Annotated in this window: 19 protein-coding genes; 18 read left to right on the forward strand and 1 reads right to left on the reverse strand. The window is 33.6% G+C overall.

What is annotated here, in order from left to right:
- The first annotated feature begins 17 nt into the window (after positions 1–17).
- The 18 genes from lpxD (at position 18) to hisIE (ending at position 20033) form a co-directional block, all read left to right on the forward strand.
- On the forward strand, positions 18–1031 hold the full coding sequence (gene lpxD / locus AC0UBM_RS02950) for a UDP-3-O-(3-hydroxymyristoyl)glucosamine N-acyltransferase (protein ID WP_475687589.1): 1014 nt from the start codon (positions 18–20) through the stop codon (positions 1029–1031).
- Complete coding sequence (locus AC0UBM_RS02955; protein ID WP_414034617.1) at positions 1031–2437, forward strand: bifunctional UDP-3-O-[3-hydroxymyristoyl] N-acetylglucosamine deacetylase/3-hydroxyacyl-ACP dehydratase; 1407 nt, start codon at positions 1031–1033, stop codon at positions 2435–2437. Before lpxD ends, AC0UBM_RS02955 begins: the two co-directional genes overlap by 1 nt.
- A 10-nt stretch (positions 2438–2447) precedes the next feature.
- Complete coding sequence (gene lpxA, locus AC0UBM_RS02960; protein ID WP_414034616.1) at positions 2448–3233, forward strand: acyl-ACP--UDP-N-acetylglucosamine O-acyltransferase; 786 nt, start codon at positions 2448–2450, stop codon at positions 3231–3233.
- A gap of 9 nt (positions 3234–3242) precedes the next feature.
- Positions 3243–3809 carry an elongation factor P gene (gene efp, locus AC0UBM_RS02965; RefSeq protein WP_414034615.1) on the forward strand — a complete coding sequence of 189 codons (567 nt, stop codon included), beginning with the start codon at positions 3243–3245 and terminating at the stop codon, positions 3807–3809.
- A gap of 5 nt (positions 3810–3814) precedes the next feature.
- On the forward strand, positions 3815–4753 hold the full coding sequence (locus AC0UBM_RS02970; RefSeq protein ID WP_434036113.1) for a UDP-3-O-(3-hydroxymyristoyl)glucosamine N-acyltransferase: 939 nt from the start codon (positions 3815–3817) through the stop codon (positions 4751–4753).
- A gap of 115 nt (positions 4754–4868) precedes the next feature.
- Complete coding sequence (gene sucD / locus AC0UBM_RS02975) at positions 4869–5750, forward strand: succinate--CoA ligase subunit alpha (RefSeq protein ID WP_414034613.1); 882 nt, start codon at positions 4869–4871, stop codon at positions 5748–5750.
- Positions 5751–5861: 111 nt separating this feature from the next.
- A complete protein-coding gene (locus AC0UBM_RS02980; RefSeq protein WP_475687590.1) occupies positions 5862–8840 on the forward strand; it encodes a M16 family metallopeptidase in 2979 nt (992 codons plus the stop codon).
- A 113-nt stretch (positions 8841–8953) separates the two neighbouring features.
- Positions 8954–9700 carry a 3-oxoacyl-[acyl-carrier-protein] reductase gene (gene fabG / locus AC0UBM_RS02985; RefSeq protein ID WP_414034611.1) on the forward strand — a complete coding sequence of 249 codons (747 nt, stop codon included), beginning with the start codon at positions 8954–8956 and terminating at the stop codon, positions 9698–9700.
- A gap of 3 nt (positions 9701–9703) precedes the next feature.
- Entirely contained in the window at positions 9704–11731 is a 2028-nt protein-coding gene (locus AC0UBM_RS02990) for a VWA domain-containing protein (RefSeq protein WP_475687591.1), read from the forward strand.
- A 10-nt stretch (positions 11732–11741) separates the two neighbouring features.
- Positions 11742–12557, forward strand: coding sequence for a prohibitin family protein (locus tag AC0UBM_RS02995; protein ID WP_038529190.1), 816 nt, complete (start codon positions 11742–11744; stop codon positions 12555–12557).
- A gap of 247 nt (positions 12558–12804) precedes the next feature.
- Positions 12805–13662, forward strand: a complete 858-nt coding sequence (gene hisG / locus AC0UBM_RS03000) for an ATP phosphoribosyltransferase (RefSeq protein ID WP_475687592.1) — start codon at positions 12805–12807, stop codon at positions 13660–13662.
- A 15-nt stretch (positions 13663–13677) separates the two neighbouring features.
- On the forward strand, positions 13678–14967 hold the full coding sequence (gene hisD, locus AC0UBM_RS03005) for a histidinol dehydrogenase (protein ID WP_475687593.1): 1290 nt from the start codon (positions 13678–13680) through the stop codon (positions 14965–14967).
- The gene (hisC, locus tag AC0UBM_RS03010) at positions 14967–16007 is read left to right on the forward strand and encodes a histidinol-phosphate transaminase (RefSeq protein WP_414034608.1); all 1041 of its coding nucleotides are present in this window, start codon (positions 14967–14969) and stop codon (positions 16005–16007) included. Before hisD ends, hisC begins: the two co-directional genes overlap by 1 nt.
- On the forward strand, positions 16004–17140 hold the full coding sequence (hisB, locus tag AC0UBM_RS03015; protein ID WP_475687594.1) for a bifunctional histidinol-phosphatase/imidazoleglycerol-phosphate dehydratase HisB: 1137 nt from the start codon (positions 16004–16006) through the stop codon (positions 17138–17140). Before hisC ends, hisB begins: the two co-directional genes overlap by 4 nt.
- A gap of 98 nt (positions 17141–17238) precedes the next feature.
- Entirely contained in the window at positions 17239–17898 is a 660-nt protein-coding gene (hisH, locus tag AC0UBM_RS03020; RefSeq protein WP_475687595.1) for an imidazole glycerol phosphate synthase subunit HisH, read from the forward strand.
- 19 nt (positions 17899–17917) lie between these two features.
- The gene (gene hisA, locus AC0UBM_RS03025; protein ID WP_475687596.1) at positions 17918–18646 is read left to right on the forward strand and encodes a 1-(5-phosphoribosyl)-5-[(5-phosphoribosylamino)methylideneamino]imidazole-4-carboxamide isomerase; all 729 of its coding nucleotides are present in this window, start codon (positions 17918–17920) and stop codon (positions 18644–18646) included.
- Between the two features lie 6 nt (positions 18647–18652).
- Positions 18653–19408, forward strand: a complete 756-nt coding sequence (gene hisF / locus AC0UBM_RS03030) for an imidazole glycerol phosphate synthase subunit HisF (RefSeq protein WP_414034604.1) — start codon at positions 18653–18655, stop codon at positions 19406–19408.
- Positions 19409–19433: 25 nt separating this feature from the next.
- Positions 19434–20033, forward strand: a complete 600-nt coding sequence (gene hisIE / locus AC0UBM_RS03035; RefSeq protein ID WP_475687597.1) for a bifunctional phosphoribosyl-AMP cyclohydrolase/phosphoribosyl-ATP diphosphatase HisIE — start codon at positions 19434–19436, stop codon at positions 20031–20033.
- 64 nt (positions 20034–20097) lie between these two features.
- Here the strand turns inward: hisIE and AC0UBM_RS03040 are convergent, their stop codons facing one another.
- Positions 20098–20511, reverse strand: coding sequence for a hypothetical protein (locus AC0UBM_RS03040; protein WP_414034602.1), 414 nt, complete (start codon positions 20509–20511; stop codon positions 20098–20100).
- Between the last annotated feature and the right edge of the window lie 5 nt (positions 20512–20516).

Raw genomic sequence — 20516 nt, forward strand, 5'->3', positions numbered from 1 at the left:
TTCCTATTTTTGCCACGATGAAATTTACAGCAGAACAAATAGCAGGGATTTTAGAAGGAGAAGTTGTTGGTAATCCTGACACAGAAGTTTCAACCTTATCTAAAATTGAAGAAGGTATAGAAGGGGCCTTAACTTTTTTGGCGAACCCTAAATACACACATTATATATATACTACAAAAGCATCCATAACTATTGTAAATAATACATTTCAGCCAGAACATGATATTAATACAACGCTTATAAAAGTGAGTGATGCGTATAAAGCATTTTCAAAATTATTAGAGTTTTATAATTCGGCAAAGATGAATAAAGTTGGGATTGAAACCCCTTCATTTATCGCTGAATCTTCTAACCATGGCGATAATATTTATATAGGTGCATTTGCTTATATAGGAGAACATGTAAAAATAGGAGATAACGTAAAGATATATCCAAATGCCTACATTGGTGATAATGTAAGTATTGGAAACAATACAGTCCTTTTTTCGGGAGCTAAAATTTATTCAGAAACCGTTATTGGTAACAATTGTGTTATTAATTCGGGTTGTGTTATTGGTGCCGATGGCTTTGGCTTTGCACCAAATGTATCTGGAGAATACGATAAAGTGCCACAAATAGGAAATGTGATTTTAGAAGATTTTGTAGATATTGGAGCGGGTACATCTATAGATAGAGCAACTTTAGGATCTACAATTATTAGGCGTGGTGTGAAATTAGACAATCAAATACAGATTGCACATAACGTTGAAGTTGGAAGAAACACAGTGATAGCCGCTCAAACCGGAATTGCAGGGTCTACTAAAATTGGCGAGAACTGCCAGATTGGTGGACAAGTTGGGATTGTTGGACATATTACTATTGGTAATAATGTAAAAATACAGGCGCAATCAGGAATAAATAAAAGTATTAAGGATGGTGAAATTTTACAAGGATCACCAGCTTTTGCAATTGGAGATTTTAGTAAGTCGTATGTACACTTTAAAAATTTACCGAAAATAGTTAAACAATTAAACGAAATAGAAAAAAAATAATGGCAATAGTTACTACAGAAATCAGACAAAAAACCATTAAAAATAGTGTCTCATTAAATGGTGTTGGATTACATACAGGTAATAATGTTTCCTTAACTTTTAAGCCTGCTCCAGAAAATTTCGGTTTTGCTTTTAAACGTATGGATTTAGAAGGAACGCCGGTAATTGAAGCAGATGCGACCTATGTAACAAATACTGAACGTGGTACATGTTTAGAAAAAAATGGAGTCATTATCCAAACTTGCGAGCATGTTTTAGCCGCTTTAGTAGGTTTAGATATCGATAATGTTTTAATAGAGCTAAGTGCCGCAGAGCCTCCAATTATGGATGGTTCTTCTAAGTTTTTTGTTGAAGCTTTAGAAAAAGCTATAATTATAGAACAAGAAGCGTTTAGAGAAGAATATGTAATTACAGATGTTATCTCTTTTGTAAATGAAGAAACAGGTAGCGAAATTCTTTTTATGCCAGCTAAAGAATACCAAATTACGACTATGGTCGATTTTGGAACCAAAGTTTTAGGGACTCAAAATGCAACTTTAAATCAGATTTCAGATTTTAAAGACACCATTTCAGACTCAAGAACATTTAGCTTTTTACACGAAATAGAAATGCTTTTAGAGCATGGATTAATAAAAGGAGGCGATTTAAATAATGCTATAGTTTATGTAGATAAAGAATTATCTCCAGAGACTATGGAAAAATTAAAAGTTGCTTTTAAAAAGGATTCTATTACAGTTAAACCAAATGGAATTCTAGATAACTTAACGTTGCATCATCCAAACGAAGCAGCAAGACATAAATTATTAGACGTTATTGGCGATTTAGCGTTAATTGGTACGCGAATAAGAGGTAAGGTAATTGCTAATAAACCAGGGCATTTTGTAAACACGCAGTTTGCTAAAAAAATGTCTAAAATTATTAAAAACGAAAGACGTAACAATGTGCCTTACGTAGATTTGTCTCAAGAACCATTAATGGATGTTAATCAGATTATGGATATGTTGCCTCACAGACAACCATTCTTACTTATCGACAAAATTTTTGAACTTTCGGCAACAGGAGTTATCGGTATGAAAAACGTAACGATGAACGAACCTTTCTTTGCCGGTCACTTTCCAGGAGCTCCCGTAATGCCAGGTGTATTAATTGTTGAAGCCATGGCTCAAACAGGTGGTATTATGGTTTTAAGTACGGTTCCAGATCCAGAAAATTACCTTACTTTTTTCATGAAAATTGATAAAGTAAAATTCAAACAAAAGGTAGTACCAGGAGATACTTTAATTTTTAAATGTGATTTAATTACTCCAATTCGTAGAGGAATTTGCCATATGCAAGGTTATGCTTATGCCAACGGAAAATTATGTGCAGAAGCAGAATTAATGGCTCAAATTTCTAAAGTAAAATAAAAAACATCACATGAATCAACCATTAGCATACGTGCATCCTGGAGCGAAAATTGCAAAAAATGTAGTTATCGATCCGTTTACAACAATACATAATAATGTAGTCATTGGAGAAGGAACTTGGATTGGAAGTAATGTTACCATTATGGAAGGTGCTCGTATAGGGAAAAATTGTAATATTTTCCCTGGATCAGTTATATCAGGAGTGCCTCAAGATCTTAAATATAAAGACGAAGACACATTAACTATAATCGGTAACAATGTTACCATTCGCGAATGTGTCACTATCAATAGAGGAACAACTGATAGAATGAAAACAGTTATCGGTGATAATTGTTTAATTATGGCCTATTGCCATATTGCTCACGATTGTATCGTAGGTAAAAATTGTATATTTTCTAATAACAGTACCTTAGCAGGACATATTACTGTTGGAGATTATGTGGTTTTAGCGGGAATGACAGCTGTGCATCAGTTTTGTTCGGTAGGAAACCATGCCTTTGTAACCGGAGGATCTTTAGTTAGAAAAGATGTACCTCCGTTTGTTAAAGCGGCTCGAGAACCTTTATCTTACGTGGGAATTAATTCTGTAGGATTAAGACGAAGAGGGTTTACAACAGAAAAAATAAGAGAAGTACAGGATATTTATCGTGTACTATATCAAAAAAATTATAATAATACTCAAGCAGTAGAAATTATAGAAGCAGAGTGGGAAGCTACTCCAGAGCGTGACGAAATTCTTCAATTTATAAGAGATTCGCAACGCGGTATTATGAAAGGATATTTTAAATCAAACTAAAAAAATAGAATGGCAACAACATCAGATATTAGAAATGGATTATGTATAAGATATAATCATGATATTTTTAAAGTGATTGAATTTTTACACGTAAAACCAGGAAAAGGGCCAGCATTTGTAAGAACTAAATTAAAAAGTGTAACAACAGGTAAAGTTATAGACAACACCTTTTCTGCAGGACATAAATTAGACGATGTACGTGTAGAAACACATAAATTTCAATATTTATACCCAGAAGGCGATTTGTATCACTTTATGAATGTAGAGGATTACAATCAGATTATGTTAAATGTTAATGCTTTAGATAGTCCTGATTTATTAAAAGAAGGTGAAGTTGTTACCATCTTAATAAATTCTGAAGATGGTATGCCACTTTCAGTAGATATGCCAGCTAGTGTTATTTTAGAAATCACAGCTACAGAACCGGGTGTTAAAGGAAATACAGCAACTAATGCCACTAAGCCTGCAACAGTAGAAACTGGAGCTATAATTAATGTTCCTTTATTTATTAACGAAGGTGATAAGATTAAGGTAGAAACAGACAAGGGAACGTACAAAGAACGCGTTAAAGAGTAAGGATCTTGAAATTTCCTCAAACATATACTTTAAAACAAATAGCAACTATTATTGGTTGTAAATTTGTGGGAGCAGACGATTTTCCTGTTTTAGGCATGAACGAAATTCATGTGGTAGAAACAGGAGATATTGTGTTTGTAGACCATCCTAAATATTACGATAAAGCATTACAATCTGCCGCAACCATTGTTTTAATTAACAAGGAAGTAGATTGCCCAGAAGGGAAGGCGTTATTAATTTCAGACGACCCATTTAGAGATTTTAATACATTAACGCAGTTTTTTAAACCGTTTCAAAGTGCGAATAAAAGCATGCTGGAGTCGGCTACAGTTGGAGAACATACTGTTATTCAGCCTAATTGTTTTATTGGGCATAATGTAACTATTGGTAAAAATTGTATCATTCATTCAAACGTAAGTATTTATGATGATGCGGTAATTGGTGATAATGTTATTATTCATGCCGGAACAGTTTTAGGAGCTTCAGCTTTTTACTATAAAAACAGACCAGAAGGTTTCGACCAATTAAAATCTGGAGGACGTGTGGTAATTAAGGATAATGTGCATATTGGTGCATTATGTACAATAGATAAAGGGGTTACTGGAGATACTATAATTGGAGAAGGTTCTAAATTAGACAATCAGATACAAGTTGGTCACGATACCGTAATTGGTAAAAAATGTTTAATCGCATCTCAAGTGGGAATTGCTGGATGTGTTGTGATTGAAGACGAAGTGACTATTTGGGGACAAGTAGGAACAACGAGTGGGATTAGAATAGGAGCGAAGGCTGTAATTATGGGACAAACTGGAGTTACCAAATCGGTAGCCGGTGGTAAAACTTATTTCGGAACTCCTATAGAAGAATCTAGGAATAAATTAAAGGAATTTGCTATGTTAAGACAACTTCCTAAAATAATTGAAAAATTAAAAGAGAATCAATAATTTTTCATGGGCTTGATTAAGCTCAATATTTTTAAATAAAGTAGAAAAAAAATATAAAAGATAATTGTTAAAACTTTACATTTGTAAAGCTTTTAAATAAATAAAACAAACAAAAATGAGCGTTTTAGTAAATAAAGATTCGAAAATAATAGTTCAAGGTTTTACTGGTAGTGAAGGTACTTTTCACGCTGGACAAATGATTGAATATGGTACAAACGTAGTAGGAGGAGTTACTCCTGGTAAAGGTGGTCAGACACATTTAGATAGACCTGTTTTTAATACAGTAAAAGATGCTGTAGATCAAGCAGGTGCAGATACTACAATTATTTTTGTACCGCCCGCTTTTGCTGCCGATGCTATTATGGAAGCTGCCGATGCTGGTATTAAAGTAATTATAACTATTACAGAAGGTATTCCTGTAGCAGATATGATTAAAACTGCTGCATATATTAAAGGTAAAGATTGTCGCCTAATCGGACCAAACTGTCCAGGTGTAATTACTCCAGAAGAAGCTAAAGTTGGTATTATGCCAGGTTTTGTATTTAAAAAAGGTACTGTAGGTATTGTGTCTAAATCAGGTACATTAACTTACGAAGCTGCAGACCAAGTTGTAAAACAAGGTTTAGGAATTACTACAGCTATTGGTATTGGAGGAGATCCAATTATTGGAACAACGACTAAAGAAGCTGTTGAACTTTTAATTAACGATCCAGAAACCGAAGCAGTTGTAATGATTGGTGAAATTGGAGGTCAGTTAGAAGCAGATGCTGCTCACTGGTACAAAGCTAGTGGAAGTAAAAAACCAGTTGTAGGTTTTATCGCCGGAGAAACTGCTCCTGCTGGACGTACAATGGGACATGCTGGTGCTATTGTTGGTGGTAGTGATGACACTGCTCAAGCTAAAAAAGCAATTATGAAAGAATGTGGTATTCACGTGGTGAACTCTCCTGCAGAAATTGGTAAAAAAGTAGCTGAAGTTTTAGCACAATTAGCTTAAAATCTAAAGATTTTTAGCAGATTCGTACTGTTAAAAAAAATATAATATTATAAGTTTTAAATCCGTTAACAGTAATTTGTTAACGGATTTTTTAATTTTTAAATTATGAATATGAAACCAATTAAACTCATGGTTATGCTTTGTTTTCTTGCTACTTTAAATATAGCATGCAAGCAAAACAATACCGATGATACTAACAAAACAGTGAAGTCAGAAGTGAAAAAAGACGCAAATGGATTTTCTTATGAAGTGGTAAATAACGATCCTACAGGATTACGTTTATATACTTTAGAAAACGGATTACAAGTATACTTAAGTCAGAATACAGACGAGCCTAAAATTCAAACCTACATAGCTGTGCGTGCTGGTTCTAATTACGATCCTAGTAATTCTACAGGATTAGCTCACTATTTAGAACACATGCTTTTTAAAGGAACCGACGAAATTGGAACCTTAGATTGGGAAAAAGAAAAAGAATATATTAAACAAATTTCCGATTTATACGAAGCACATCGTGCAGAAAAAGACGAAGCTAAGAAACTAGAAATCTATAAAAAGATAGACGAAGTATCTTTAGAGGCTTCAAACTATTCCGTAGCTAACGAGTACGATAAAATGGTTAGCGGTATGGGAGCCACAGGAACAAATGCACATACTTGGTTTGAAGAAACTGTATATAAAAACAAAATTCCTGCTAATGAGTTAAACAAATGGCTGACTTTAGAGAGCGATCGTTTTAGTAAATTGGTTTTAAGATTATTCCACACCGAACTAGAAGCTGTTTTCGAAGAATTCAACCGAACGCAAGACGACGATGGTAGAAAAGTCTATACGGCCATGTTAGATGGTTTATTTCCGCAACATCCCTACGGACAACAACAAACAATTGGTATTTCAGATCATTTAAAAAATCCGTCTTTAGTCGATATTAATAATTATTTCAACACGTATTATGTGCCAAATAATATGGCTATGGTATTGGTTGGAGATTTAGAATTCGATAAAACCATACAAGAAGTAAACAATACATTCGGTAAATTAAAGAAGAAAGATGTAGTACATCCTACACTTCCAACCGAAGAACCAATTACAACACCTAAAGTAAGAGAAGTATTTGGCCCAACAGCAGAAAATATTGCAATAGGTTATAGATCTAATGGAATAAAGTCTGAAGATGAGAAATTCGTTACTCTCGCAAATATGATTTTGTCTAATGGCCAAGCTGGTTTGATAGATTTAGATTTAAATCAGAAGCAATTGGTACAGAGAGCGGGAAGTTATACCATGTTTTTAAACGATTACGGATTACAACAATTTTATGGAAGTCCGAAAGAAGGTCAAAGTTTAGACGATGTTAAAGATTTAATCTTCGCCCAAATAGATAAGCTTAAAAAAGGAGAATTCGATGAGTGGTTGCTTGAAGCGACTATAAACGACTTAAAACTAACGCAAACAAAACAATATGAAAATAGTACAGCCTTAGCTTCAGCTTATTTTAATGCGTTTATTCATCAAGAAAAATGGTCTGATAAAGTTCAGTTTTTAGAGGAATTAAGAAAAATTTCGAAACAAGAATTAGTAGATTTCGCGAATCGTTTTTACCAAGACAATTATGTGGTTGTATATAAAAGAAAAGGTGAAGATAGTACTGTAGTTAAAGTTGAAAACCCTGGAATTACACCAGTAAATTTAAACCGAGACAAAAGCTCTAAATATCTAGATCATTTTCAGGATATAGAAGCGGAAGCTCTAGAGCCTAAATTTGTAGATTATAAATCTGCTATCAAGGAAACAGCTTTAGATAACGGTGTTAAAGTGTCGTTTATAGAAAATGCAACAAACGATTTATTCAACCTAAATATCATTTTTGATATGGGAACGGATAACGATAAAAGATTAGGTGTAGCTGTTGGATTTTTAGAATACTTAGGTACCGATAGCTTGTCGGCCGAAGATGTTAAGAAAGAGTTCTATAAACTAGGTATAAACTATTATGTTAGTGCAGGGAGTGATGTGTCTTATATTGGTTTAAGTGGTTTAAGAGAAAACTTACCAAAAGGATTAGAATTACTTGAGAATTTATTGAGTAATGCAAAGTCAGATCCAGAAGCTTATGCAAGTTATGTAGATAAGATTTTAAAAGGAAGACAAAACGGTAAGACTCAAAAACGTAATATTTTATGGAATGGGTTAGTTAATTATGGTCAGTATGGCGAGAATTCACGTTTAAGAAATGTTCTTAAGGCTTCCGAGTTAAAGGCACAAGATCCGCAAGAATTGGTGGATATTGTTAAAGGCTTAAAAGATTATAAACAGCGCATTTTTTATTATGGTAAAGATTTAGATCAGGCTGTAACGGCATTAAACAAGGAACATCAATTAATAACGCCTTTAAAGGATTATCCTGAAGCGACTACTTACGTCGAAAAAGAAACTGGAGGGAATGTATATTTTGTAAACTATGATATGGTTCAATCGGAAATGGTGTTTTTAGCCAAGGGAAAACCTTTTGATGCAGAAAATCTTGCAGCGGCAGGACTTTTTAACGCTTATTTTGGTAGTGGACTGTCGTCTATTGTATTTCAGGAAATTAGAGAATCTAAATCTTTAGCGTACTCAGCATTTTCTAATTACGATACGGCTAATAGAAAAACAGAATCTAATTACGTAAAAGCATATATAGGTACACAAGCCAATAAAATGGAACAAGCGATAGAGGCTATGATGACGTTAATGAGTGATATGCCAGAAGCTGAAGAACAATTTGAGGCGGCCAAAGATGCTGCGTTAAAGAAAATTTCTGCGCAACGTATTACAAAAGCGAGTATTTTCTGGAGTTATGAAAACTTGAAAAAGTTAGGTATAGAAAACGATAACAGAGAAGCGATGTATAATACAATCAAATCTATGCAAATGAGTGATTTGCGTGATTTCTTTAATAAAAATATTAAAGGCGAAAATTACAATGTCATGGTTATTGGTAATAAAAAAGATATCGATTTTAAAGCCTTAAGTAAATTAGGAGAAATTAAAGAAATGGATGTCGATTATTTATTTAATTACGATACTACTGCCGATGTAAAGATGTAATTGGCATTATTACGATATATAGATTTTAAAACCTCACAATTTTTGTGAGGTTTTTTTATTTGGTCAGACTTTGAATTAGTATATTTGAAATTCAATATTTTATTTAATTATACATGAAATTATTAGAAGGAAAAACAGCTATTATTACAGGTGCAAGCCGTGGAATTGGTAAAGGAATAGCTCAGGTTTTTGCACAACATGGTGCAAATGTAGCTTTTACTTATAGTTCTTCTGTAGAAGCGGCAAACGCTTTAGAAGCCGAGTTAAATGGCCTAGGAATAAAAGCTAAAGGTTACCAAAGTAATGCTGCCAATTTTGATGAAGCCCAAACCTTAGCAGACGATGTAGTAAAGGAATTTGGAAGTATAGATATATTAGTAAATAACGCAGGTATTACAAAAGACAATTTGTTAATGCGTATTAGTGAAGACGATTTCGATCAAGTTATAGAAGTAAACTTGAAATCTGTTTTCAATATGACTAAAGCAGTACAACGCACCATGCTTAAACAACGTAAAGGTTCTATTATTAATATGAGTTCTGTGGTTGGTGTAAAAGGTAATGCGGGACAAACCAACTATGCGGCGTCTAAAGCAGGAATTATCGGATTTTCTAAGTCTGTAGCTTTAGAGTTAGGATCTAGAAATATTAGAAGTAACGTTGTTGCTCCAGGATTTATAGAAACGGAAATGACGGCAAAGTTAGACGAAGCTACTGTTAAAGGGTGGAGAGCAGGAATTCCTTTAAAAAGAGGAGGTACTCCAGACGATGTGGCTAATGTTTGTGTCTTTTTAGCTAGTGATATGAGTGCGTATGTTACCGGACAAACGTTAAACGTAGATGGTGGAATGTTAACATAATATATGTCTACAGAAACCATATTATATATTATTCTCGCTGGAATTGTAGCACTATTGTTAGCTTTATTTCAGTATAAATTTAAAGTGAAAAGCATGTCTAAACAGTACATGCTTTTCGCTTTTTTAAGGTTTGTCACTATTTTTTCGGTCTTACTACTGCTTATTAATCCTAAGTTTGAACAACTTAAATTAACTTCAGAAAAACCAAAATTATTAGTTGCTGTAGATAATTCTAATTCTATAGTTCAATTAAAACAAGACGAAAATGCTAAACAAGCCATACAGTCTATTCGGGATCATGTAGCATTAAACGAAAAATTTAATATTGAATATTATACGTTCGGTAACACCTTGAACGCTACAGATTCTGTATCTTTTACCGAAAAACAAACCGATATATCTTCAGCATTAGAGGCACTTCAAGATATATACAAGGACGATGTAGCGCCAACCATTTTAATTACGGATGGCAATCAAACCTTTGGCTCCGATTACGAGTTTTCCTCGTATAATCAGCCAGTATATCCTATAATCTTGGGAGATACCACAACGTATGTCGATTTAAGTATAAGACAACTTAACGTAAATAAGTACGCCTATTTAAAGAATAAATTTCCAGTGGAAACTATTTTGGTTTACAACGGAAAAGAACCGGTAAACACCACGTTTTCGGTTACTACTGGAAAGCAAACAGTATTTACAAAACATATAACATTTAATAGTACTAATAATTCTGAAGTTTTACAGTTTACCTTGCCTGCGAATCATGTGGGATTGTCGGCGTATAAGGCGCATTTACAGCCTCTAGAAACAGAGAAAAATAAGGCAAACAATACAAAGAATTTTGCTGTAGAAGTGATCGATGAAACCATGAATATTGCTATTGTTTCAACCTATTATCATCCTGATTTGGGAATGCTTAAAAAGAGTATTGAAAGTAATGAGCAACGTAAAGTTTCAATTTTTAAGCCAAACGAAATTAAATCTAAATTAAATGATTTTCATTTAGTTATATTATATCAGCCTAATAATCAGTTTAAGTTTATTTTCGATGCGATTAAAACAGAAAATAAGAATGCCTTTATAATTGCAGGGACTCAAACCGATTGGTTTTTTCTTAATGAGCAGACCAATGCGTACGAACACGATATTACCCCGCAAACGGAAATATATCAGGGTGTTTTCAATACAAATTATTCAACGTTTATTGTAGACGATTTAGACTTCGAATCTTTTCCTCCATTACAATCTACATTTGGAGAGATTTCTTTTTTTACACCTGCCGAAATATTACTTTATAAAAAGTATGGTAGTTTAACTACTGAAGAACCGCTATTAGCCACCCTCGAGACGAATGGTAGGCGAGAAGCTCTATTGTTGGGAGAAAATATCTGGCAATGGCGAGCGCAAAGTTATGTAAACGAAAAGTCGTTTCAAACATTCGATAATTTTATAGGGAAATTGGTACAGTATTTGGCATCAACTCAACGAAAAACACGTTTGATTGTCGATTTCGAATCGTTTTACGAGGGTGTGAATAGTGTCGTTATAAAAGCGCAGTTTTTTAATAAGAACTACGAATTTGACGGACGAGAAACACTTCAAATACAAGTAAAAAATAATGAAACGGGCGAAGAAACGGCATTACCCTTTGTACTTAAAAATAACAATTATCAAGTAGATTTAAGTCATTTGCCAGCCTCGACGTACGACTTTACTGTAAGGGCTACAAATGAAAATATTTCGAAAGCAGGACGTTTTACAATTTTAGAATATAATGTCGAACAACAGTTTTTAAATGCGAATGTTTCTAAGTTAAATGTATTAGCAAATAAAACAAGCGGAACATCTTATTTTTCAGATAGTTACGATTCTGTTTTTAATGAATTAATTTCTAATAAAAAATATTCGAGTATTCAAAAAAGCACAAAGACCACTCAAGGTTTAATTGATTGGAGATATGTGCTAGGAATCATAGTTTTCTGCTTATCTTTAGAGTGGTTTTTAAGAAAATATAACGGATTAACTTAATAAAAATATAATGGATAAATTACCTAAAATTGCATTGCCTATTCTTGTTGCTATCGTAGCAGTAATCATATTAATTTCAAAATCGGCTATCACCATAAACTCAGGGGAAGCTGGAGTATTATATAGAACATTTGATGACGGAGTTGTTACAGATGAACCTCCATTAGGGGAAGGTTTTCATGTTGTTGCACCATGGAACAGAGTCTTTATTTACGAAGTGAGACAACAAGAAATTTACGAAAAAATGAATGTGTTATCTTCTAATGGATTAGATATTAAATTAGAGGCTTCAGCATGGTTTCAACCTCAATTCGAAAATTTAGGAAAACTTCACCAAGAAAAAAGTGAAATGTATAAAGAACGTATTTTACTTCCTGCCATTCGTTCGGCAGCAAGAAGTGTAGTGGGACGTTATACACCAGAACAATTATATTCTAGTAAGCGTGATGCGATTCAGCAAGAAATTTTTGATGAAACAAAAAGTATTGTAGCTGATCAATACATTCAATTAAATCAGATATTAGTTAGAGATGTAACATTGCCTTCTACAATTAAAGATGCTATCGAGCGTAAATTAAAGCAAGAACAAGAATCTTTAGAATATGAATTTAGATTAGTTACAGCTCAAAAAGAAGCTCAGAAGCAAATTATTGAAGCACAAGGTAAAGCTGATGCAAACAGAATTTTAAGTGAATCTTTAAATGATAAGATTTTACAAGATAAAGGAATTGAAGCTACGGTTAAATTATCTGAATCTCCAAATTCCAAAGTCATTGTAATTGGTTCAGGTGATAGCGGATTACCGATTATACTTGGAAATCAATAATTAATTAATATTTTTTAGTTTAAAACTTGCATAAGTGTTTTAAATTTTTGAATATTTGTGTATAACAAAAAAAGAACATGAACTTTATTCAATTACATCATCATCATTTTCATACTTGTACTTAGACGAGCTGAAAGTGTATTGAATAATTTTCAAAATAATATATTTTTAAACCCCGTTTGAGTTAATCAGATGGGGTTTTTATTTTTCTCCATATGATGTTACTCAAACCACATTAATCAACAAAATGAGTAAATTAAAAATTGCAGTCCAAAAATCAGGTCGACTTTACGACGAATCTATGCAAATCCTTAAAGACATAGGAATTTCTATAGATAATGGAAGAGATCAATTAAAAGCATCGGCTAAAAATTTCCCTTTAGAGGTGTTTTATTTACGTAACGGAGATATTCCTCAGTATTTAAAAGATGGTGTTGTAGATGCCGCTATTATTGGTGAGAATGTTTTAATTGAAAAAGGTGGAGACATCCAAATTGTACAAAAATTAGGATTTTCGTCTTGCAAGGTTTCTATCGCTGTTCCAAAATCGGCTAAGTATGCTAGTATGCAAGATTTGGAAGGGAAACGTATCGCAACATCTTACCCAAATACGGTACAACAATTCTTAGATAAAAACAATGTAAATGCTCAGTTACATATTATTAATGGTTCTGTAGAAATTGCTCCTAATATTGGGTTAGCAGATGCCATTGTAGATATTGTGTCTAGTGGAAGTACCTTGTTTAAAAACGGATTAAAAGAAGTTGAAGTCTTATTAAAATCTGAAGCAGTTTTAGCATCTTCACCATTAATTTCTGAAGCTAATTTAGACATTTTAAACATTATAAAATTTAGAATAGAATCTGTTTTAAAAGGACGTCGTTCTAAATATGTGTTATTAAACGCACCGAATGATAAATTAGACGAAATTATTGCCATTTTACCGGGTATGAAAAGCCCAACAGTATTACCTTTAGCACAAGAAGGATGGAGCTCTGTTCACACTGTAATCGACAAAAATAAATTTTGGGAAATTATCGACGAACTTAAAGGACATGGCGCAGAAGGTATTCTAGTTTGTCCTATCGATAATATGGTTTTATAATTAAAGAAACATACAATGAAAATTATTGAAAATCCCAATAAAGCAGATTGGTCAGACATTTTACAACGTCCTACGCAAACTGTAAATGACATTGAAAATACGGTTACTCAGATTTTTGATGATGTAAAACAGAATGGGGATAAAGCTATAGCAAAATACACTGAGCGTTTCGACGGCGTGACTTTAGATACTAATTTAGTGAGCTCGGATGAAATTGAATTTGCAAAAAGTCAAGTATCAGCAGATTTAAAAGATGCGATAACGATAGCTTATAAAAATATTGAACGTTTTCATGCCGCTCAAAAAACCTCTAAAGTAGAAGTTGAAACTATGGCAGGAGTGCACTGCTGGCAAGAAAAACGAGCAATAGAAAAAATTGGTTTATATATTCCAGGAGGAACAGCGCCTTTGTTTTCTACCGTTTTAATGTTAGCTATTCCTGCAAAAATTGCAGGTTGTAGTGAAATCGTTTTATGTTCGCCACCAAATGCTTCAGGTAAAATTGCAAACGAAATTTTATTTGCTGCCGATTTATGTGGGGTTTCAAAAATTATTAAAGTAGGAGGGATTCAAGCCATTGCCGGCTTAACGTTTGGTACGGAAAACATACCTCAAGTTTATAAAATTTTCGGTCCAGGAAATCAGTTTGTAACGGTTGCTAAGCAATTGGCTACTAAATACGGTGTCGCTATCGATATGCCTGCAGGACCAAGCGAATTGTTAGTAGTTGCAGACGATAGTGCAAATCCGGCTTTTGTGGCTTCAGATTTATTAAGTCAAGCAGAACATGGGGCAGATAGTCAGGTGATTTTAGTATCTACTTCTAAAACCATGATAGACGATGTATTGAAAGCCGTAGATGATCAAATAGAACAATTACCACGACACGATATTGCAAAGAAAGCCATCGCGAATTCTAAGTTAATTTTAGTCGAAAACGACGAGATTGCTTTAGATTTAATAAATGAATATGCACCAGAACACTTTATTATTTGTTCTAAAAACGAAGACCTGTTTGTAAATGGAATTCGAAATGCAGGTTCTGTATTTATCGGGAATTACACACCTGAAAGTGCCGGAGATTACGCTTCGGGAACCAATCATACATTACCAACAAACGGATTTTGTAAAGCATATTCTGGTGTTAATTTAGATAGTTTTTTAAAGAGTATCACATTTCAGAAAATAACAGATAAAGGTTTATTAGATTTAGGTCCGATTATTGAAAAAATGGCGGCTGCCGAAGGGTTAGAAGCACACAAAAATGCGGTGACTTTACGATTAAACGATTTAAATAAAAACTAATGGCAACTGTACAAGATCTTTTAAGACCTTCCATAAAAGCACTAAAAGCATATTCTTCTGCTAGAGACGAATTTCAAGAAGAAACCAGTAATATGGTGTTTATAGATGCAAACGAAAATCCGTTTAATAATGGTGTAAATCGTTATCCAGATCCGCAACAAAACGCGGTAAAGGACATTTTATCTGAAATTAAAAACGTTTCAAAATCTAATATTTTATTAGGTAACGGAAGCGACGAAGTGTTAGATTTATTGGTACGAGCATTTTGCGAACCTAATAAAGATAACATCATTATTTTACCTCCAACCTACGGGATGTACGAGGTGTTGGCAAATTTAAACGCTGTAGAAACAAGAAAGGTTTTATTGTCTGAAGATTTTCAACCAGAAGGGGATCAGATTTTAAAAGTAGCCGATGCAAATAGTAAAATATTGTTTTTATGTTCGCCTAACAATCCGTCAGGAAATAGTTTTAAGGACCACGAAGTAGAAGCCTTATTAAAGAAATTTGAAGGTATTGTAGTTATAGATGAAGCTTACATCGATTTTTCTAATCAAGACAGTTGGTTAGATCGCTTAAGTGAATTTCCAAACTTAGTCATTACCCAAACTTTATCTAAAGCGTATGGTATGGCGGGAATAAGATTGGGACTGTGTTATGCTTCAGAAGAAATTATAAAAGTTTTAAATACAATTAAACCGCCGTATAATATTAATGTGTTAACGCAAAATAAAGCGGTAGAGTTATTAAAACAAACCGATGTTATTAGTGATGAAATTGATTCTATTTTAATTGAGCGTAGTCGTTTAATTTCAGAATTAAAATCTATTGCTTATGTCGAAAAAATATATCCGTCAGATACTAATTTCGTACTCGTAAAAGTAGACGACGCCACTAAACGCTATAATCAATTAATAAAAGAAGGTGTTGTAGTTCGTAACCGAACAACGCAACCGTTATGCGAAAATTGTTTACGTTTAACCGTTGGAACACCATCAGAAAATAAAACGCTAATCACCGCACTTACCAAGTTACAATGAAACAAAAAGTACTATTTATAGATCGTGATGGAACGATTATTAGAGAACCTGCCGACGAACAAATTGATAGTTTCGAGAAGTTAGAATTCTATCCTAAAGTCTTTCAATATTTAAGTAAAATTGCGAAAGAATTGGACTATGAAATCGTAATGATTACAAACCAAGATGGTTTAGGAACAGACGTATATCCTGAAGATACATTTTGGCCTGTTCATAATTTTATTCTTGAAGCCTTTAAAAATGAAGGTGTAGAATTTAAAGAGCAATTTATCGATAGAACCTTTGCAAAAGACAATGCACCTACACGTAAACCTAATACAGGCTTATTAACTAAATATTTTTCTGAAGCTTACGATTTAGAAAATTCGTATGTTATTGGTGATCGTTTAACCGATATTGAATTAGCAAAAAACTTAGGGTCTAAAGGGATTTTTATTAACGATAATACAAATCTTGGCACAGATGAAATTACCGTTAAACGTGACGCTTTAAATGATTTTATTAGCTTAGAATCTAACGATTGGGAAGCCATTTATAAACATTTAAAAGTAGAGGATCGTACTGGAAGTATTGAAAGAAATACCAACGAAACTAAAATTAAAATTGATTTAAATTTAGACGGAACTGGTAAAAGCAATATTGAAACAGGAATCGCATTTTTCGATCATATGCTAGATCAAATTGCACGTCATGGACAGTTAGATTTAAATATAAAAGTGGATGGTGATTTAGAAGTTGACGAGCATCATACTATTGAAGATACAGCTATTGCTTTAGGCGAGTTATTCAATACCGTTTTAGGAAACAAATTAGGAATAGAACGCTACGGTTTTTATTTACCAATGGACGATTGTTTAGCTTCTGCTGGCATCGATTTTGGAGGTAGAAACTGGTTGGTTTGGGAAGCCAATTTTAAACGTGAAATGGTTGGTAAAATGCCAACAGAAATGTTTTATCATTTCTTTAAATCGTTTACCGACGGTGCTAAATGTAATCTAAACATAAAAGCGGAAGGGACTAACGAGCATCATAAAATTGAAGCTATTTTTAAGGCATTTGCAAAAGCAATTAAAATGGCAGTAAAGCGCGATGTAGAAAAAATGATTTTACCATCAACTAAAGGGATGTTGTAAAGCCCATCTTAGTCTTCCCGAAGGGAAGAGACACTCTTGTGTTAGTTGGTATGAAAAATAGCCTTATTTGAATAATTTAAGGTTGTAATTTAAAGTATATGAGTTCAGATAAAGAAAATTTAAAACATACGAGTGAGAGTTCTTCCCCTCCGGGGAAGTTAGAAGGGGCCCAATCTGTTGTAATTATAGATTATGGTGCCGGGAATATTAAAAGTATTCAGTTTGCATTTAAGCGTTTAGGTATAGATGCAATACTGTCTAACGATCCTGAAACGATTAGAAAAGCAGATCGTGTTATTTTTCCTGGTGTTGGTGAGGCGAGTTCCGCTTTAAAAATGCTTAAAAATAGTAAGTTAGACAAATTAATTCCGACGTTAACACAACCTGTTTTAGGAATTTGTTTAGGGATGCAATTAATGTGTAAAACTACTGAAGAAGGAAACACGAAAGGATTAGGGATTTTTCAAGTCGATGTAAAACGTTTCTCCAATACGGTAAAAGTACCGCAAATGGGATGGAATACCATTACTAATTTAAAGTCCGATTTATTTAAAGATATTCCTGAAGAATCTTATATGTATTTAGTGCATAGCTATTATGCAGAAGATTGTAAAGAGGCCATTGCAACAACCAATTATAATGGAAACTATACAACAGCTGTAAAACATAACAACTTTTATGGTGTGCAATTTCATCCAGAAAAAAGCAGTATTGCAGGCGCTAAATTGCTTGAGAATTTTTTAAATCTAGAATCATAAACTGATTAATACGTAACTAATGAGAATTATACCAGCCATAGATATTATAGACGGAAAATGCGTCCGTTTAACTAAAGGAGATTACGATACTAAGAAAATATATAACGAAAATCCATTAGAAGTAGCTAAGAGTTTTGAAGATGCAGGGGTAGAGTATTTACACTTAGTAGATTTAGATGGTGCTAAAGCAAGTACAATTATAAACTATAAGGTTTTAGACCAAATTGCTTCAAAAACAAACTTAAAAGTTGATTTTGGAGGTGGTTTAAAAACAAACGAAGACTTACATATTGCTTTTAGTTCTGGAGCTAAACAAATTACTGGCGGTAGTATTGCTGTAAAAGACAGTAAGATGTTTGAAAGCTGGATTCAAAAATACGGAAGTCAGAAAATTATTCTGGGTGCCGATGCTAAAAACGAAAAAGTGGCCATTAGTGGTTGGTTGGAGGAAAGTAGTTTAGAAGTTACTCCGTTTATAAAAGGCTACATGAGTAAAGGTATTCAGTATGTAATTTGTACCGATATCTCTAAAGATGGTATGCTAGAAGGCCCATCGTTCGATTTATATAAAAAGATTATTGCCGAAAATCCAAACATCAAACTAATTGCTTCAGGTGGAATTTCTTGTAAAGAAGAATTACCAAAATTAAATGAATTAGGATGCGAAGGTGTGATTATCGGTAAAGCGATTTACGAAAACAAAATCAGTATGAAGGATTTAGAAAAACTGGTTGTAAACTCTCAATAAATTAATATGCTTACAAAACGAATTATCCCTTGTTTGGATATTAAAAATGGAAGAACTGTAAAAGGTGTAAATTTTGTCGATTTAATTGATGCTGGTGATCCGGTAGAATTGGCAAAACAATATGCTTTAAAAGGTGCAGACGAGTTGGTGTTTTTAGATATCTCGGCAACTTTAGAAGGTAGAGGAACAACATTAGATATGGTATTGCATGTTGCAGAACAAGTGAATATTCCCTTTACAGTTGGAGGTGGTATTTCTTCAATAGAACATGTCGATGCTTTATTACAGTGTGGGGCAGATAAAGTGTCTATTAACTCTTCGGCTGTAAAGCGCCCTGAATTGGTTAAGGAATTGGCCGAAAAATTCGGAAGTCAGTGTGTGGTTGTGGCAATTGACGCTAAAGAAGTAAACGGACAATGGAAAGTACATTTGGCAGGAGGAAGCATTCCAACCGATATCGATTTATTTGAATGGGCAAAGCAAGTGGAAGCATTAGGTGCTGGTGAAATTTTATTCACTTCGATGAATCACGATGGCACTAAAAACGGTTTCGCAAACGAGGCCTTAGCAAAATTGTCGGGTATGTTAAATATTCCAATTATTGCTTCGGGAGGTGCAGGAACCATGCAACATTTTGTAGATACGTTTAAGGATGGAAAGGCAGATGCCGCACTTGCCGCAAGCGTATTTCACTTTGGGGAAATTCCTATTTCAGAATTAAAAGACGAATTAAAGAATAATAATATAGCCGTAAGATTGTAATATTTTACGATTCAAAATAAGAGTAATGAATATAGATTTCAATAAAAATAACGACGGATTAGTGCCAGCTATCGTACAAGACGCTTCAACAAAGCAAGTGTTGATGTTAGGATATATGAATGCCGAAGCACTAGAGAAAACCAAAGCAACTAAATTAGTTACTTTTTTTAGCAGAACTAAAAATCGTTTATGGACTAAAGGTGAAGAAAGTGGAAATGTCCTAAATTTAGTTGATATTAAATTAGATTGCGATAACGATACATTATTAGTTTCTGTACTTCCTAAAGGACCAACATGCCATAAAGGAACGGATACGTGTTGGGGAGAACCAAATCAAGAATTGTACGGATTTATTTCACATTTAGAAGAAGTGATTAAAGACAGACGATTAAATTCGGATGCTTCAAAATCGTATGTGTCTTCGTTGTTTGAAAAAGGAATCAATAAAATTGCACAGAAAGTAGGAGAGGAAGCGGTAGAAGTTGTTATTGAAGCAAAAGATAACGACGATAATTTGTTCTTGAATGAAAGTGCCGATTTGTTATTTCATTATTTAATTTTACTTCAAGCCAAAGGTTTCGAAATAAAAGATGTTATCGACGTATTAAAAGGAAGAGAAAAATAGAAATTATAAAGAAGGAGAATCTAGCGCGCTAAATTCTCCTTTTTTATATATGTTGATTTGGTTATTAGACCAGCCAATTTTTAGATTTAGAATACTTAGAAAAGAATAGTAAGCCAACTGCGAATACTAAAACTAAAATTGGCATAATTACATTAGCAGGTTTTACTACATAAAACAAATACCCCATTTGGGCAATTACGGCCACTAAAGATGTAAGTGCCATAGGATATGCGAAACGTTTACGAACCATTAATAATATACTGGCAAGAAAACCGCACATTACTGCAACCGCATATGCGCGCATAACCCAGGTTGGCATTTGTGCAATTTCTTGTAACTGGGCTTCGGTATATTGCGACCTAAAAGCCTCGGTGTTATTAGCTTGTATAAAATACTGTTGCACGCCCAAAGCATTCCAGAGTAAATAAAATCCGGTTACAATCCAATACCAAATAGGGAGTTTAGTTTCGTTACTCATAAATC

This window comes from Formosa sp. F44, from assembly GCF_056238645.1.